Here is a 15,667-nt window from a genome sequence, read left to right on the forward strand (position 1 = left end):
AGCGTTCTCGCCATGACGAACGAATTCCTCGCCTTCGCCCCGATTTCCGCCCTCGTTCCGGCCTCCCCGGCGACCGGCCTGCTGGACGAAATGATGGCGCGCGTGGGCGTCGACGGCATCGTCGCCGCGCTCGCCGACCCGGGTCTGCTGGCCCTGGTCGACCAGCACGCCGCCGCCGTTCGTGACGCGCTCGAGTCGGCGGGCCGCGACGCCGACGCCGAGGGCCTGGCCGGCTACGCCCGCGCGATCGTGGCCGGCGCCCGCCGGGCGAGCAAGGTGCTCCCCGAGCCGGGTGAGGCGCCGATGGCCCCGTCCGAGTGGAAGGCGGCCGACTGGCACCTGCTGCGTCTCGTCGCGATCTGCGCGATCGCCGAGGAGAACGCGATCCTCTGATCATCAACGGCCCGCTTCGGCGGGCCGTTTCGCATTTCCGGGCAAGTTTCCCCCGGCCGGGCTCGGTCGTTCGTCAGGAAGTAACGCCCCGAAACGGCGATAAAGAAGATTTGCCCCAAAACGGTCTATACGCCATGGTGGGGGGATGAAGCTCGCGATCGCGCTCGCCGCCGTGTCCGGACTCGTGTTCCCGGCGGCGCCCGCCCTGGCCGCACCGGCCCCGACTCCCTCGGCTTCGGCCGCTGCTCCCGCTCCTCAGCTCGTCGCGCGCTGGACGTTCGATGCCGGCGCGGTCAACGGCCAGGTCTCCGACGCCTCCGGCCGCGGTCCGGCGCTCACCACCCGTACGGCCGACTCGGGCGCGGTCCGCTTCGACACCGCCACCCCCAGCGGTCGCTACGTGTCGTTCCCGGCCGCCTGCGCCACCACCGCCTCCACCTGCCCGCGGGCACTGTTCGAGACGGCCAGCGTCGCCAACCTCAACCCCGGCACCCGGCTGTTCCGCTGGTCGGCCCGCCTGCAGCTGACCAGGACGCAGATCGTCGGGTCGGCCAACGTCATGCAGAAGGGCGTCGCCAATACGACGAGCCAGTGGAAGATGCAGGTCGGCAAGACCAACGGCAAGGCCCAGTGCGTCGTGGTCGGGGCCGGCTCGAAGCAGGTCTACATCGCGCGTTCGTCGGCCTCGGTCGCCGACGGCCAGTGGCACAAGGTGCTGTGCCAGCGCAGCGGCACGACCCTGTCGGTGTCCGTCGACGACAAGCCGGCCGGCCAGGTCACCATCCCGTCGAACCTGTCGATCAGCAACACGCTGCCGCTGCGCGTGGGCGGCCCGAACTTCAACACCAAGTCCGACATGTACCACGGCCGCCTCGACGACGTGTACGCCGAGCTCGGCTAGGGCGGCGGTTACCTGAAGGTGCCCTGGGCTCGGAAAAGTGCATTCTTCCGGGGCCGGGGCATCGCTCGTACGGTCGTGACATGGCCGTTTCCTTGATCAACCCGCCCGGACTACCGGAGATCCCGATCTACAAGCAGATCTCGATCGCGACCGGTTCGAAGCTCGTCCACGTCGCCGGCCAGGTCGCCTGGGACGGTGGTGACCTGGCCACCCAGGTCGAACAGAGCTACCTCAACGTGGCCACCGCGCTGGCCGGCGCCGGGGCGACGTTCGCCGACGTGGTGAAGCTGACCATGCACGTGGTCGACTGGAAGCCCGAGCTGATGCCGCAGGTGCTGGACGGGATCGCCCGCGCCTCGGCCAAGCTGGGCGTCGCGATCGAGGCCCCGGCGTCGCTGTTCGGCATCGTGGCCCTCGACGTCCCCGAGCACCTGGTCGAGGTCGAGGCCACGGCAGTTCTGGATTAGCCCTCGAAGCGGGACCGTGAGGCCTCGATGTGGCCGAGGTAGGTCTGGGTCCAGTCGCACATGCCGTCGACCACCTTGCGCAGCGCCTGGCCGGCCTCGGTGAGCGCATAGTCGACGCTGGGCGGGACGGTGGGGTGCACGGTGCGCTCGACCAGGCCGTTGCGTTCAAGGGTGCGCAGATTTTGGGTCAGCACCTTGTGGCTGATGCCGCCGATCTCGCGGCGCAGCTCGTTGAAGCGCATCGTGCGCAGCCCGAGAAACTCGATGATCAGCAGGGACCACTTGGTGGCGATGTCCGAGAAGATCTCGCGGGCCAGCGAGTCGGCCCGCGCCAGATCGGCCTCGGGCGGAAGCGCCCCGATCTCCGCCCTGGTCCCCATCGGCCCAGCCTAGACCGCGGGCGCCCGGGGTGACCCCGGACGCCCGCGGTGGGGTCGGCCTAGCTGCGACGGAACGCGTAGGAACGGCCTCCGCCGGTGCCGGTGGCGCGGCCCGCGTGGGCCCGCTCGGAGCGCTGCCGGGCGGCCTGCTTGTCGTCGCCGGCGCCGTGGTGCTTGGCGCCGGCTGATTTGCGGTCGGGGCGCTTGCCGTCGTCGAGCCCCGCGGGACGGGGGAGTGCGGCGTCGTCGAGCTGAACGGTGAAACGTTGACCAGGCATACGGGCCTCCTCGAAGCCCCGCGGAACAGGCGGGGCCGGGCGCGGTGGAGCCAGGGAAAGAGAACGCGTGTGTGCTCCGGGTGTCGGCACGATGCGGCTCCACGGCGGACGAAATCACGCCGGAGCACCCGGAAACCGAGCACGGTGGACGGCCCGGACGGGCCGGAGCATCAGGAGATCATGCGCACCAGGCTAGGGAAGCCGTGGCGGGCGCGCTACCTATTTACGAGCCGGGTTCCCGCGGTCAGGATCGCTGTGGCCGCCGGGTAGTCGCGCAGCTGCGCCTGCACGGCCTCGAGGCCGACGCGCAACGCCACCGGCGGCACCCCGCGCGCCTGCAGCACGCCGTCGGTCCAGGCCACGAAGTCGGTGAAGATCTGGGTCTCGCTCACGTAGAGCGCGGCCGCCAGGAAGTCGACGATGTGCGCCATGTCCTCGGCGGTCGAGTCGAGCTGGCGCTGGTTGTAGTCGCGCATGGCCGGATACCGCTCGGTGAGCTGCCGCATGGCCGAGTCGATGAGTTGGGGGCGATTGCGCACCACGTACGTGTATTCCTCGTCGCCCAGGAAGGCCGACAACTGCGGGTCGGAGTTGTGCGGCGGCCAGTTGCGGGCCAGGCGCAGAACCGCCTCCTCGGCGCCGGCGGCCCACGCGTCGGCGCCCAGGTGCTGTGCGTAGCGCCCACCCGGCCCGAAGCCGCGCCCGCCCGCGATGACCGGCACCCCGGCCGCCCGGCAGGCGGTGATCGCCGCGTGCGCCCGCGGCAGCCGGGTCGCGATCATGCAGCTCAGCGCGACCACGTCGGGGCCGGTCTGGTGCAGGTGGGTGACCAGGTGCGGGCCGGGCACGTTGGCGCCCAGGAAGTCGACGCGCCACCCGTCCAGGCGCAGCATCTCGGCCAGGATGCGGGTCGGCAGCGCATGCCATTCGCCGTCGACGCAGGCGATCGTCACCCGGCCGCGGGACGGGCGCACATTCGTCCGGGCGGCCAGCGCGGCCAGGGCCCGTTCGCTGATCGCGGTCGCCGCGTGCTCGCGGGCCACCGACCACTCGTTGGCCGCCCACAGCTCGCCGACGCGGGTCTGGGCGCCGCCGATCAGGTCGATCATGATGCGCTGCGGGGTGGCGCCGCCGTCGAGGAGCTCGGTGACCAGCTCGACCGCGCCGTACTCGTCCCCCTCACCGACCAGGGAGAGGAACTCGTCGTGCAGACCAGGGTCGTCGAGCGACCGGCGGGACGCGACGCTCATGAGCCGGCGCGGCGGGGGTCGACGCTCATGCCCGGGTCCGGATGCGGCGGTCGTTGCGGCGGGCGTCGATGGCGAACGGGGACGCGTTGCGGCGGGAGCCGTTGCGCAGGCTCAGCTGGGTGCGGGCGGGCGCGCGGACGGCCAGCATGGCGATGTCGTCGCGGGTGCCGCCGTGGACCCAGTCGCTGACCAGCTGGCGTACGCGCTCAACCGTGGCCACGGCGGGCATCCCGCGGCACTCGGCCAGCGCGTCGTGCAGCCGGGCCTCACCGAACTGTTCGTCACCGGTGGGACCGCCCCGGGCCTCGGTCAGGCCGTCGCTGTAGAGCAGGCAGAGCTCGCCCGGCGCGAGTTCCACATCGGCGGGGTTCACCACCGTACGGGGAACCGCTCCGATCAAAGTTCCCGTGGTCGGCACCTCTTCCACCCGGCCGTCGATCCGCAGCACCAGCGGCGGCGGGTGACCGCCGGTGGCCAGAGTGAGCCGCACCCGGCCGTGCTCGGCGCGGGCGACCGACCCGACCACCATGGTGACGAACCTGTGCTGACGGCCCGAATCGAGCAGCGCCCGGTTGAGCACGCGCAGCATCTCGTCGGGCGGCGCGCCGACCAGCCGGAGCGCCCGCAGCGTCTGCCGCACCTTGCCGGTGAGCACCGCGGCCTCGGGGCCCTTGCCGCAGACGTCACCGAGCGCGATCACCGTGTCGGAGCTGTTCTCGGTCGGTCCGAACACGTCGTAGAAGTCGCCGCCGATGCGCAGCGCCTCGCGGGCGGCCTGGTAGGAGCCGACCAGTTCGATGCCGTCGGGCTGGGGCAGCTCGGGCGGCAGAAGGTCGGCCTGCAGCACCGCCGTCGTGTCGACCTGTTCGCGATAGAGCCCGGCGGCCGAGATGGCGGCGCCGGCCCGGGCCGCGAAGATGCGGGCCAGGATCTCGTCTTCCGGGCTGAACTCGGCGTCGTCGCCCCGGCGGGCCAGGATCAGGGCCCCGGCCGGCTCGGCGTTGCCCGGCAGGGGAGTGACCAGCAGGGCTCCGATCGGCCCGAAACGGCCGGGCAGCAGCCACTCGGGGGCCTGGGACGCGTCGAGCCACTTGCTCGGGATGGGCGGGAACCCGCCGAGCGCCTCGACCAGCCCCGGCACGTCGCTGAGGGACCGCTCGCGGAGCGTGCCCTCCTCGATCGTGCCGCCGGCGATCAGCCGCATCCACTGGCTCTGGCGGCGGTTGACCGGCAGCACGACCATGGCGGCGTCGGCCAGGTGGGCCACCGCCAGTTCGGCCGTGATCCGCTGGCAGCGGCCCTGGTGCAGTGACGAGGAGAGACGGCGGCCGGCCTCGGCCAGGAAAGCCGTGCGGCTCCGTTCGGCGCGCAGCGCGTCGGCCCGGGCCACCTCGTCGGTGCGGTCACGCAGAAACCACGCGTAGTGGTCGTCGCCGAGCGGCTGGCGCCGTCCCTGCAGGTGGCGGCCCGAGTGGGTGTCGGTGAAGGAGTCGTCGCCCGAGGCAAGCGCTCCGGCCAGGCCGGGCAGCGGGCCGTCGAGGGCCGTAGCGCCCGCGGTCAGGCCCGGAACCAGCGCCTGAGCAGCGGCGTTGACCAGCAGAATGGTGTCGTCGGAGGCGTCGCACAGCAACACGGCCTCGCTGGCGGCGTCGAGCGCCGCGCGCAGCAGGGCCGGCGCGGGTCCTTCGGTCAGCCGTTCGCCGGCCGTTGCCGGCGATTGCGCTGTCATGGTCCCTCCCGTCTCTCCCCGCCCGACACGATCTCTGCCCACAGACTACGTGCTTATGGGCATGACGGCCGGGTCCAGGTGGTCGGTCAGGACGCCGCGTCGGCCAGATCGACCACGATCGGAGCATGGTCGCTGGGACCTTTTCCCTTGCGCGCCTCGCGGTCCACCACGGCATCTGTGACCCGACCGGCCACCGACGGGGTCGCGTAGACGAGGTCGATCCGCATCCCCTTGTTCTGGTGGAACATTCCGGCCCGGTAATCCCAATAGGTGAACGGATGGTCCCCCTTCATGGGCCGGCCGACGATGTCCTGGAGCCCGGCGCTGCGCAATCCGGACAGCGCCTCGCGCTCGGGCGGGGTGACGTGCGTCGATCCGACGAAGACGGCCGGGTCCCAGACGTCGTCGTCCGTGGGTGCGACGTTGAAGTCGCCGGCCAGGACCAGCGGACCGGCGTCGATCTCGGCGGTCAGGGCGCTGCGCAATGCGGACAGCCACGACAACTTGTACGTGTAGTGCGGGTCGTCCGGCGTACGTCCGTTCGGCACGTAGATCGACCAGAACCGGATCCCGCCGGCCCGGGCACTGATGGCGCGCGCTTCCGGGTCGGGATATCCGGGTTCGCCCGCGAATCCCTTGCGCACCTCGTCGAGCCCCACCCGCGAGAGCAGGGCGACTCCGTTCCAGCGGCCTTGCCCGTACGCGGCCACCTCGTACCCGAGCTCACCGGCCTCGTCGGAGGGGAACGCGTCCTCGCCGACCTTGGTCTCCTGCAGGCACAGGACGTCGGGTTTGGTGGTGTCGAGCCACTCCAGCAGGCGCGGCAGGCGGGCCTTGACCGAGTTGACGTTCCACGTGGCGAAGCGCATGCGTCCAGCCTGCTACATCTTCGGGTCGGGCGCTGCTTTGGAGGCGGCGGGTCGTGCGGCCGGGCGTTGCTTCAGAGGCGGCGGGTTGCGCGGGTGGCGGCGAGCAGCGCCGCACCGAGACCGGCCATCAGGACGAGCAGCACCGCGACCAGCCAGACCACTGCTCCGTCCGAGCCGACCAGCGCCGCCATGCTCGCTCCTTTCCGCTACTAAACATAAGCCGAGTGTGATCCGCGTTACGGCAGAACCCGGTCAGCGAATAATGCCCGAGTCGCGAACACGACGCCAGTCGTGATGGCAGGTTTGTCAGCATGCGAGTGGACGTGACGCCGGCGCTGCCCGACTGCCTCCTCGACTCGGCCTGGGAGTTCTACCGCGACACGTTCGACGAGTTGCGGGTCCTGGCGGTCAACCGGCACATGCTCTACCGCCACGAGTTCGAGGAGCTCATGGCGGACAAGCGCAACGAGAAGTACGTCATCCAGGACGACGAAGGGGTCACCGGCCTCGCGGTCATGACCAGTGATCTGCACGCCGCCCCGCTGATCTCACCCGACTACTTCCGGCACCACTGGCCCGACCTGTACGTCGAGAACCGCCTGTTCTTCGTGCACTTCGTCGGCGTGCGGCCGGGCAGCCGGGGCCGGGGCGTCTTCATCAAGCTGCTGCGCGAGATGTACAAGCAGATCGAGGAGGCCGACGGACTGGTCTTCATCGACGTCTGCACGTACAACGAGGACGTGCACCAGCTGCCCGACATGATCGGCAAGGTGCTCAACCGGATCGCCGGAAACGCCGTCTCCACGCGGATCGATTCGCAGTCGTTCTGGATGTACGAGTTCCCCAAGCAGACCGCCGACGCCTGATTTCGCTCAGCCTCGCCGGTGGCGGCCGGCCAGGGCGACCGCGCCTCCCGCGTGCCAGTGCCGGGCGAACTCGGCCGGCGGCACGGCCGGCCCCCACAGCCAGCCCTGCCCCCGCGTCACGCCCACCGCGGCCAGCGCGTCGCGCTGCAGTCTCGTCTCCACGCCCTCGGCGATCACGGTCAGGTCGAGCGCGTGACTCATCGCCACCACCGCCCGCACGATCGCGTCGTCCTCGGGGCTCAGGCCCAGCCCGGTCACGAACGAGCGGTCTATCTTGATGCCGGTGACCGGGAAGCGCCGCAGGTTGCCCAGCGCCGAGAAGCCGGTGCCGAAGTCGTCGATGAGCACCTGGCAGCCCAGTTCGCGCAGCTCGAACAGGACCCGCCCGGGAACGCCGGACGAGTCGACCAGCACCGACTCGGTCATCTCGAGGGCGACGCAGCGCGCCGGGATTCCGTACTGCAGCATCTCGGACGAGACGACCAGCGGCAGGCGCGGGTCGGTGAGCTGACGTCCGGAGACGTTGATCGAGAGGTAGAAGTTGTCGTCGACCGTGCCGTCGGTGCGCCACGACCCCAGTTGGCGCAGCGCCTCCTGCCGCACCCGGTCGCCGAGGGCGCCGATCAGCCCGGCCTCCTCGGCGATCGGGATGAAGGTGGCGGGTGGGATCGGGCCGCGTTCCGGGTGGACCCAGCGCACCAGCGCCTCCGCGCCCGCCGGCACCCCGGGCACCAGGTCGACGATCGGCTGGTAGGCCACGCTGAGCTGACCCTCGCCGAGCGCCCGGCGCAGCGCCACCTCGAGCTCGATCCGTTCGCGCACCTGGTCGTGCATGGCGGCGTCGAAGATCATGGAGCGGCCGGTGTCGGCGTCGCGCATCAGGGCCTCGGCGACCCGGGCGGGACGGCCCAGCATGCGCGCGACCTCCTCGGTGATCATGTAGCGGTTGGGCAGCCCGGTCAGGGCGTCGTGCATGGCCTGGTGCTCGGCGCGTACCTGGGCCGCGACCTGCGCCTGTACGGCGGTCACGGCCCGTACGAGCAGCAGCACGACGCTCACCGCTCCCGCCACGGCGATCGTCGTGCGCTGTTCCCGGGATACGTCGGGGAGCACCAGCAGCAGCACGAACGGGCCGGTCAGGGCCGGCGCCAGCAGCGCGATGCGCCCACCCGACCAGGCCGGCACGGGCGGGCGCGCGGCCTGCCCGAGGCGGGTGACCGACGGGTGCAGCGCGGTCACCCCGATCAGCCCGTACGCCACCAGGAACGGCACGTCGAACAGGGGTGACGCGTATGTGCGGCCGGAGATGCCGATGACGGCGTACGCGATGTCGCCCGCGAGCAGCGAGACCATCGCGCTCAGCAGGGTCACCAGGCTCGCCGGCCACGTGGTGGCGGTGAACGTCAGGTTGATCACCAGCAGCAGCACGACCACGTCGAACAGCGGGTAGAGCCCGGCCAGCACCGATTCCGGCGCGGGGCGGTCGGTGATGGCGGCGGCCGGGGCGGCCAGCAGCAGGATCACCACGAGCGCGCCGGCCACGCAGACGATCAGCCCGTCGAGCACGGCGTGGCGTTCCAGGCTCTGCCGCTGCCGCAGCATCACGTACAGGAAGGCGCAGAGCATCATGTAGCCGGGCACGGTGGCGCAGTCGGCGAGCAGGGGCCGGAGCCCGTCCGCGTCGGCGACGACCGGTCGCAGCAGCACCCCGATCAGGAAGGCCAGCGCCGCCGAGCCGAGCAGCAGCCAGGCCGTACGGGGTTCGGTGCCCTGCCCGCGGGGTCCGGCGAAGCAGGCCCAGACCGTTCCCGCGCCGAGCAGCAGCACGCAGGCAGCGTTGACCACCGGCGACAGGTTGCCCACAAAGAGAACCGTCGTCGCAAGCCCGGCCAACGCGAACAGCCGCCACTTTTCGGTCATCACCGATCAGTTCGGTCTATACGGCGCGCGGCTGAGCCCTAGGTGACCAGCGCGCTCCCGGGGTGCCGAACGGGCGCCGAGGTCGAGCGGCACTCAGGTAACGGGCTGCCGTGGGCGAACAGCGTCGGGCTGGCGGCCCGGCGCAGCACCGCCCGGGCCACCGAGCCCAGCAGCCCCGCGTCGTGCGTGCCGCGCGGGCCCAGCACCGTGACGCGGGCCCGGCTCGACGCGCGGATCAGGGTCAGGGCCGGCGCCCCGGTCATCAGCCGTACCTGGTAGTCGGTGAGCTCGGGAACGGCCTCGACCGCACGGGCCAGGACGGCGTGCCCGGCCTTCTCGGCGCCCGCCTGTTCGACCACGTGGGCGACGACCACGGGGACGTTGCGGCGCGCGCCCTCCTCGGCCGCCTGACGCAGGCCCAGCATGGAACATTCGGAACCGTCGACGGCAGCCAGGATCGGGCCCGCCTGCGGTCGCGGGCCGCGCGCCACCAGCACCGGGCACCAGGCGCGGGCCACCGTCTGCACCAGCACCGAGCCGGTCGGCAGCCACGGGGTGGTGGCCAGGTCGTCGTCGCCCAGCACCAGCATCTCGGCGGTGCGGCCCAGGCGTAGCAGCGTGCGGTCGGGCAACCCGTCGACGAGTTGACCTGTCACCCGCACCCCGGGTGTGGAACGCTGGGCAGTGGCGACCGCCGCGTCGACGATCTGCGAGGCGGTGCGCCGGGCTCGGTCGTAGTGCTGGTCGAGCTTCGGGTGGGACCACGTGAAAGCGTGCACGATCCGGAGTTCACGGTCGCGCGAGACGGCTTCGCGGGCGGCCAGGCGCACCGCGGCGAGCCCCGCCGATGTGCCGGTCACGCCCACGACGACGGGAGACGGACTCGGATTCGGCATTGGCTTGCACCTCCGCGTTCGACTAGAACCATTATCTATACAAGTTCGCCACTCTTCGTGATCAATCCCTCAGCAGGGAGCCGCCTGATGACCCATTCAGGTTGAGGGTTTACGGTGAACTTCACAATTTCTGGGACATCTGCCGGTGAAGTGAGGGAAATACATGACGGATGTCAAGCTCGACCACCCCGGCGGTCAGCTGTCGATGCCCGTGCGCGAAGCGGTCGAGGGCCCGGGCGGCATCGACGTCAGCGCGCTCCTCAAGGAGACCGGCTTCGTCACCCTTGACCAGGGTTTCGTCAACACCGCCTCGACCACGTCGACGATCACCTATATCGATGGTGACGCCGGCATTCTCCGCTACCGCGGTTATCCGATCGAGCAACTGGCCGAGCGGTCGTCGTTCCTCGAGGTCTCGTACCTTCTGATGCACGACGCGCTGCCGACTCCGCAGCAGCTCAAGGACTTCGCCGACAAGATCCGGGTGCACACCCTGCTCCAGGAGGAGATGCGCACCTTCTTCTCCGGCTTCCCGCGTGACGCGCACCCGATGGCCGTGCTCTCGTCGGCCACCACCGCGCTGTCGACGTTCTACCAGGACGCGCTCGACCCGCTCGATCCTGAGCAGGTGGAGATTTCCGGCATCCGGCTGATGGCGAAGCTTCCGACCATCGCGGCGTACGCCTACAAGAAGTCCATCGGGCACCCGCTGCCCTACCCGGACAACAGCCTGGACTACGTCGACAACTTCCTGCGGATGACGTTCGGCCTGCCGACCGTGCAGTACGACGTCGACCCCAAGATCGCCAAGATCCTGGACATGCTGTTCATCCTGCACGCCGACCACGAGCAGAACTGCTCGACGTCGTCGGTGCGGCTGGTCGGCTCGGCGCAGGCCAACCTGTTCGCCTCGATCTCGGCCGGCATCAACGCGCTGTCCGGCCCGCTGCACGGCGGCGCCAACGCGGCCGTGCTCGAGATGCTCGAGCAGATCCGCAAGGACGGCGGAGACGTCAACTCGTTCGTCACGCGAGTGAAGAACAAGGAAAAGGGCGTCAAGCTCATGGGCTTCGGCCACCGGGTCTACAAGAACTACGACCCGCGGGCCGCCATTGTGAAGAAGGCCGCGCAGGAGATGCTGGCCACGCTCGACAAGCCCGACCCGCTGCTCGAGATCGCGTTCCAGCTCGAGGAGATCGCGCTCAACGACGACTACTTCGTCTCGCGCAAGCTCTACCCGAACGTGGACTTCTACACGGGCCTCATCTACAAGGCGATGGGTTTCCCGACGAAGATGTTCACCGTTCTCTTCGCGATCGGCCGCCTGCCCGGCTGGATCGCGCAGTGGACCGAGATGATGAACGACCCGGCCAACAAGATCGGCCGGCCGCGGCAGCTCTACACGGGCGCCCCGGAGCGCGAGTTCATCGCGATCGACAAGCGCTGACCCCCGACGGTCAGAAAGGCCCCGTCCGGCACATGCCGGGCGGGGCCTTCGTCATACGATCGTCGTGCGGTCCGCTAAGAGGGAGTTAGGAAACAATGGAGACGTTGGAGTTCCAGGCCGAGGCCCGGCAGCTGCTGCAGTTGATGGTCCACTCGATCTATTCGAACAAGGACATCTTCCTGCGCGAGCTGATCTCGAACGCCTCGGACGCGCTCGACAAACTGCGCCTGGCCACCCTGCAGGACGGCGTCGAGGCCGACGCCTCCGACCTGCACATCGAGGTGACCGCCGACAAGGAGGCGCGCACGCTGACCGTGCGCGACAACGGCATCGGCATGACCCACGACGAGGTCGTCGAGCTGATCGGCACGATCGCCAAGTCGGGCACGGCCGAGCTGCTGGTCAAGCTGCGCGAGGCCAAGGAGAGCCCCGAGCTGATCGGCCAGTTCGGCGTCGGCTTCTATTCCACGTTCATGGTCGCCGAGAAGGTCACGCTGGTGACCCGCAAGGCCGGCACCGAGGGCCACGGCACCCGCTGGGAGTCCAGCGGCGAGGGCACCTACACGATCGAGGACGTGCCCGACGCCCCGGTCGGCACGAGCGTCACTGTCCACCTGCGCCCCTCCGACGAGGAGGACGCGCTCTACGACTACACGGACGACTGGAAGATCCGGGAGATCGTCAAGAAGTACTCGGACTTCATCTCGTTCCCCATCCGGATGGGCGACGACACGCTCAACTCGATGAAGGCGCTCTGGGCCCGCCCCCGGTCCGAGGTGTCCGACGAGGAGTACCACGAGTTCTACCGGCACATCAGCCACGACTGGTCCGAGCCGCTCGAGATCATCAACATGAAGGCCGAGGGCACCTTCGAGTACGAGGCCCTGCTCTTCCTGCCGTCGCGGGCCCCGCACGACCTGTTCCAGCGCGACTCGCGGCGCGGCCTCCAGCTCTATGTCAAGCGCGTCTTCATCATGGACGACAGCCGGGAGCTGATCCCCGACTACCTGCGCTTCGTCAAGGGCGTGGTGGATGCGGCCGATCTGTCGCTGAACATCTCGCGCGAGATCCTGCAGCAGGACCGGCACATCCAGATGATCCGCCGGCGGCTGGTCAAGAAGGTGCTGTCCACCGTCAAGGACCTGCTGAACAACAACACCGAGAAGTACACGACGTTCTGGCGCGAGTTCGGCCGGGCGCTCAAGGAGGGTCTGCTCAACGACCCCGACAACCAGAAGGCCATCCTCGACGTCGCCACCTTCTCGTCGACCGCCGGCAGCGAGCCGACCACGCTGACCTCCTACATCGAGCGGATGAAGGAGGGGCAGGAGGAGATCTACTACCTGACCGGTGACAGCCGGGCCCAGGTCGAGAACTCGCCCCACATGGAGGCGTTCCAGCAGCAGGGGTACGAGGTCCTGATCCTCACCGACCCGGTCGACGAGATCTGGGTCGAGGCCGTCCCCGACTACGACGGCAAGAAGTTCCAGTCGATCGCGCGGGGCTCGGTCGACCTGCCCAAGGACTCCGAGGAGCCGGAGCCCGAGGGCGACTTCGCGCCGCTGCTCACCTTTCTCAAGGAGCAGCTGACCGAGCAGATCAAGGACGTACGGCTGTCGCACCGCCTGATCAGCTCGCCCGCCTGCCTGGTCAGCGACACCGACGACATCACGCCGGCGCTCGAGAAGATGTACCGGGCGATGGGGCAGGAGGGCCCGCGGGTCAAGCGGATCCTCGAGCTCAACCCGAACCACGCGCTGGTCAGCGGTCTGCGGGCGGCGTTCGAGGAGCGGTCCGACGACCCGGCGCTGCCCGAGACGGCCGAACTGCTCTACGGCACGGCGCTGCTGGCCGAGGGCGGCGACCTGGACGACCCGGCGCGTTTCGCCAAGCTCCTGGCCGAGCGCCTGGCGAAGACGATCTAGTCGCTAGAGCTGGTCCAGCCAGCTTCGGGGGCCGGGGTGCCGTACGCGCACTCCGGCCACCCGGATCGCTGATGTGATGGCGTCCCGCATAGGTGCCCCCGAGTGCAGGGCGAACGCCAGAGCACCGTGGAAGGCGTCGCCCGCGCCCGCTGTGTCAGCCGCGTCGACGGGCGGCACCGGGATGCGTTCGACCCGGCCGTCGCGGGTCCAGGTCACCGGGTCGGGGCCGTGGGTGACGATCACGTCGGGCGCGGTGAAGCCGTCAGGGTGGTGGAACGCGGCCGAGCAGGCGACCACGTCCGCGTGCGGGAGGATGTCGGCGAAGACCGGCCGCCACGTTCCGGCGTCGACCACCAACCTCCGGGCGGCGCGGGCGGCGGCCACGGCGAGCACGGGGTGATGCCCGTCCACGAGTGTCAGATCGGCGTCCGGCAGACCCGTTTCCGGTACGCGATAAGCCAGGTCACCCGCGTTACGACTCACGATCGTGCGCCGGCCCGTGGCATCCTCGACCACCACGGTCGAGATCGGCGGCAACCCGTCGGAGCCCTCGGCCGCGTCTATCAGCCGTACGGAACGCTTCTCCAGATCGGAGCGGATGAGGCCGCCCAGCGGATGCGCGCCGATGGCCGTGACCAGAGTGACCGGCGCGCCGAGCGCGGCCGCCGTGACCGCGGCGTTGGCGGCGGGACCACCGGCGGCGACCTCGGCCGAGAGGGCCTGAGCCTTCTCGTCCACGCCGGGGACGCGGTCGACCCGATAGACGAGATCGACAGTGGCCAGTCCGACGCAGAGGATCATTCCGCGACCGAGCGTACCGCCTCCCGGATCGCGGTCACCCCGGCCGCCGCCAGCGCCGCCGCGCCCCGGACGGTCGCCGCCACGAACTGGTGCTCGGGCGGCACGCGCTCGACGATCGCCTGCCACTGCTCGGGCGTGAGCGGGAACGGGTTGCTGCCGCCGGCCATCCGCAGCACGAGCGCGTCCCGGAAGCGTTCGTCCTGCTTGAGCACGTCGCGGGGGATGGGCCGGCCGGTGAACTCGCGGGTGAAGTTCACCTTGATCACCGAATCGGCCGGGGCGTCGGCGATCGTGCCGACCGCCGCCACGCCGCCGTCGCGGCCGCTGAGCCACAGGGCCACGTCGTCACCGGCCGTGATGAGCTCGCGGTAACGGCGGACGGTCCAGTCGCCGCTGCCACATACGCCGCGGGCCGGGTTGTGCTGGAGAAGCCAGTGCGCCATGCAGCCAGTCTGGTCAGCGGGTGACGGTCAGGTTGCCAGTTCGCGGACGAATACCCCGATGTTGCGGAAGACCTCGGCGATGCCGTCGCCGATGCCCTGCGCGATCTCCGAGGCCGGACCGGGGTTGGTGCCGATGTAGAAGATGACGAGGATGAGCACGATCCAGCCGAGGGCTTTCTTCATCAGATCGGCTCCCTTCCGCGACCGGGCGACTGCCTACATGATCGTGGCACGTCCGCGCACGCGTTTCGTGCAACTTCACCCGCGCGGCGCGAACAGGGCCTGCGCATTCCCCCAGCAGACCGCCCGCAACCACTCGTCACCGAGATCGAGCCGCTGCAGGGATTCGATCTGGTGCTCGTACGGATACGGAATGTTGGGGAAGTCGCTGCCGAGCAGAACCTTGCCCGCCAGCCCCAGATCGCGCAGCCGCGGCCGGAGCTCGCGGGGGAACGGCGCCATCTCCTCGAAGAAGTCGGTGAACGCCATCGTCGTGTCGAGCCGTACGTTCTCGTAACGCTCGGCCAGCTCGAAGAAGCCCTCGTATTCCGGGGCCCCCGCGTGCGCGATGATCACGCCGAGCCGCGGGTGGCGGGCGATGACCTCACCGATCGGGCCCGGCCCGGTGTAGCCGGCGGCGACCGGCCCGGAACCCGCGTGCACGACCACCGGCGACCCGGCCCCGGCGAGCAGTCCCCACACCCGGTCGAGCTCGGCGTCGCGCGGATCGAAGCCGCCGACCTGCAGATGCAGCTTCCAGATCAGAGCCCCACGATCAAGAGCCTTCCCCGCGTACGCCTCCACGCCTGCTTCGGGAAAGAACGTGGCACTGGGCAGGCAGCCCGGGGTGCGCGCGGCGAAGTCGAGCGTCCAGTCGTTGAGGTCGGACGCCATGCCGGGGCGATGGGCGTAGGCCAGCGCGCTGAACATTCTGACGCCCTTGCTCCGCAGCGTCTCGACCCGTTCCTGCTCGTCGCCGCGATAGGTGATCGGCCACGGCCGGCCGATCAGCGGGCCGGCCTGGTCGAAGTGGGCCCAGACGCGGCGTTGCATGCGCGGGGGCAGGAAGTGGGTGTGCACATCGGCGAGTATCACGGGCCCA

Annotated in this window: 17 protein-coding genes; 6 read left to right on the plus strand and 11 right to left on the minus strand. The window is 70.1% G+C overall.

The genetic code is table 11. The annotated features are described in order from the left end of the window. Window positions 1–12: 12 nt before the first annotated feature. The 3 genes from JIG36_RS38590 to JIG36_RS38600 all read left to right on the plus strand — a co-directional run bounded on the left by JIG36_RS38590 (window position 13) and on the right by JIG36_RS38600 (window position 1,761). Window positions 13–393 (plus strand): DUF6401 family natural product biosynthesis protein, encoded by a 381-nt coding sequence (locus JIG36_RS38590; protein ID WP_203381399.1) that lies wholly within the window; start codon window positions 13–15, stop codon window positions 391–393. A gap of 145 nt (window positions 394–538) precedes the next feature. Next, entirely contained in the window at window positions 539–1,294 is a 756-nt protein-coding gene (locus tag JIG36_RS38595) for a laminin G domain-containing protein (protein WP_203381400.1), read from the plus strand. 80 nt (window positions 1,295–1,374) lie between these two features. Next, window positions 1,375–1,761, plus strand: coding sequence for a RidA family protein (locus tag JIG36_RS38600; protein ID WP_203381401.1), 387 nt, complete (start codon window positions 1,375–1,377; stop codon window positions 1,759–1,761). On the opposite strand, the gene JIG36_RS38605 is transcribed toward JIG36_RS38600, so the two are convergent. The 5 genes from JIG36_RS38605 to JIG36_RS38625 form a co-directional block, all read right to left on the minus strand. Further along, complete coding sequence (locus tag JIG36_RS38605; protein ID WP_203381402.1) at window positions 1,758–2,141, minus strand: winged helix-turn-helix transcriptional regulator; 384 nt, start codon at window positions 2,139–2,141, stop codon at window positions 1,758–1,760. The genes JIG36_RS38600 and JIG36_RS38605 overlap by 4 nt on opposite strands. Before the next feature lie 59 nt (window positions 2,142–2,200). Continuing rightward, window positions 2,201–2,419 carry a hypothetical protein gene (locus JIG36_RS38610; RefSeq protein ID WP_203381403.1) on the minus strand — a complete coding sequence of 73 codons (219 nt, stop codon included), beginning with the start codon at window positions 2,417–2,419 and terminating at the stop codon, window positions 2,201–2,203. 215 nt (window positions 2,420–2,634) lie between these two features. After that, window positions 2,635–3,669, minus strand: a complete 1,035-nt coding sequence (locus JIG36_RS38615) for a cobalamin B12-binding domain-containing protein (protein WP_203381404.1) — start codon at window positions 3,667–3,669, stop codon at window positions 2,635–2,637. 25 nt (window positions 3,670–3,694) lie between these two features. Further along, window positions 3,695–5,398, minus strand: coding sequence for a PP2C family protein-serine/threonine phosphatase (locus JIG36_RS38620; protein ID WP_203381405.1), 1,704 nt, complete (start codon window positions 5,396–5,398; stop codon window positions 3,695–3,697). An 86-nt stretch (window positions 5,399–5,484) separates the two neighbouring features. Next, window positions 5,485–6,267 (minus strand): exodeoxyribonuclease III, encoded by a 783-nt coding sequence (locus JIG36_RS38625; RefSeq protein ID WP_203381406.1) that lies wholly within the window; start codon window positions 6,265–6,267, stop codon window positions 5,485–5,487. Between the two features lie 311 nt (window positions 6,268–6,578). Here JIG36_RS38625 and JIG36_RS38630 point away from each other — a divergent pair, with 311 nt between their 5' ends. After that, window positions 6,579–7,133, plus strand: a complete 555-nt coding sequence (locus tag JIG36_RS38630) for a hypothetical protein (protein ID WP_203381407.1) — start codon at window positions 6,579–6,581, stop codon at window positions 7,131–7,133. A 6-nt stretch (window positions 7,134–7,139) separates the two neighbouring features. Here JIG36_RS38630 and JIG36_RS38635 read toward each other — a convergent pair whose 3' ends face one another. Beyond that, window positions 7,140–9,053 carry a putative bifunctional diguanylate cyclase/phosphodiesterase gene (locus JIG36_RS38635; protein ID WP_203381408.1) on the minus strand — a complete coding sequence of 638 codons (1,914 nt, stop codon included), beginning with the start codon at window positions 9,051–9,053 and terminating at the stop codon, window positions 7,140–7,142. Window positions 9,054–9,091: 38 nt separating this feature from the next. Further along, on the minus strand, window positions 9,092–9,949 hold the full coding sequence (locus JIG36_RS38640; protein WP_203381409.1) for a universal stress protein: 858 nt from the start codon (window positions 9,947–9,949) through the stop codon (window positions 9,092–9,094). Between the two features lie 163 nt (window positions 9,950–10,112). Between JIG36_RS38640 and JIG36_RS38645 the strand changes: the two genes are divergently transcribed. Beyond that, window positions 10,113–11,396, plus strand: coding sequence for a citrate synthase (locus JIG36_RS38645; RefSeq protein WP_203381410.1), 1,284 nt, complete (start codon window positions 10,113–10,115; stop codon window positions 11,394–11,396). A 95-nt stretch (window positions 11,397–11,491) separates the two neighbouring features. Next, window positions 11,492–13,321, plus strand: coding sequence for a molecular chaperone HtpG (gene htpG, locus JIG36_RS38650; RefSeq protein WP_203381411.1), 1,830 nt, complete (start codon window positions 11,492–11,494; stop codon window positions 13,319–13,321). Window positions 13,322–13,324: 3 nt separating this feature from the next. Here the strand turns inward: htpG and JIG36_RS38655 are convergent, their stop codons facing one another. From JIG36_RS38655 to JIG36_RS38670, 4 genes are all read right to left on the minus strand, one after another. Continuing rightward, window positions 13,325–14,122 carry a PfkB family carbohydrate kinase gene (locus JIG36_RS38655; protein WP_203381412.1) on the minus strand — a complete coding sequence of 266 codons (798 nt, stop codon included), beginning with the start codon at window positions 14,120–14,122 and terminating at the stop codon, window positions 13,325–13,327. Next, window positions 14,119–14,565: an EVE domain-containing protein gene (locus JIG36_RS38660; RefSeq protein ID WP_203381413.1), complete on the minus strand. Its 447-nt coding sequence runs from the start codon at window positions 14,563–14,565 to the stop codon at window positions 14,119–14,121. The genes JIG36_RS38655 and JIG36_RS38660 overlap by 4 nt, the downstream gene beginning before the upstream one ends. A 27-nt stretch (window positions 14,566–14,592) precedes the next feature. After that, on the minus strand, window positions 14,593–14,748 hold the full coding sequence (locus JIG36_RS38665) for a hypothetical protein (protein ID WP_203381414.1): 156 nt from the start codon (window positions 14,746–14,748) through the stop codon (window positions 14,593–14,595). A gap of 75 nt (window positions 14,749–14,823) precedes the next feature. Continuing rightward, the gene (locus JIG36_RS38670; protein WP_307873080.1) at window positions 14,824–15,660 is read right to left on the minus strand and encodes an amidohydrolase family protein; all 837 of its coding nucleotides are present in this window, start codon (window positions 15,658–15,660) and stop codon (window positions 14,824–14,826) included. Window positions 15,661–15,667: the final 7 nt, after the last annotated feature.

Origin of the sequence: Paractinoplanes ovalisporus (genome assembly GCF_016834655.1) — a bacterium.
GTDB lineage: Bacteria > Actinomycetota > Actinomycetes > Mycobacteriales > Micromonosporaceae > Actinoplanes > Actinoplanes ovalisporus.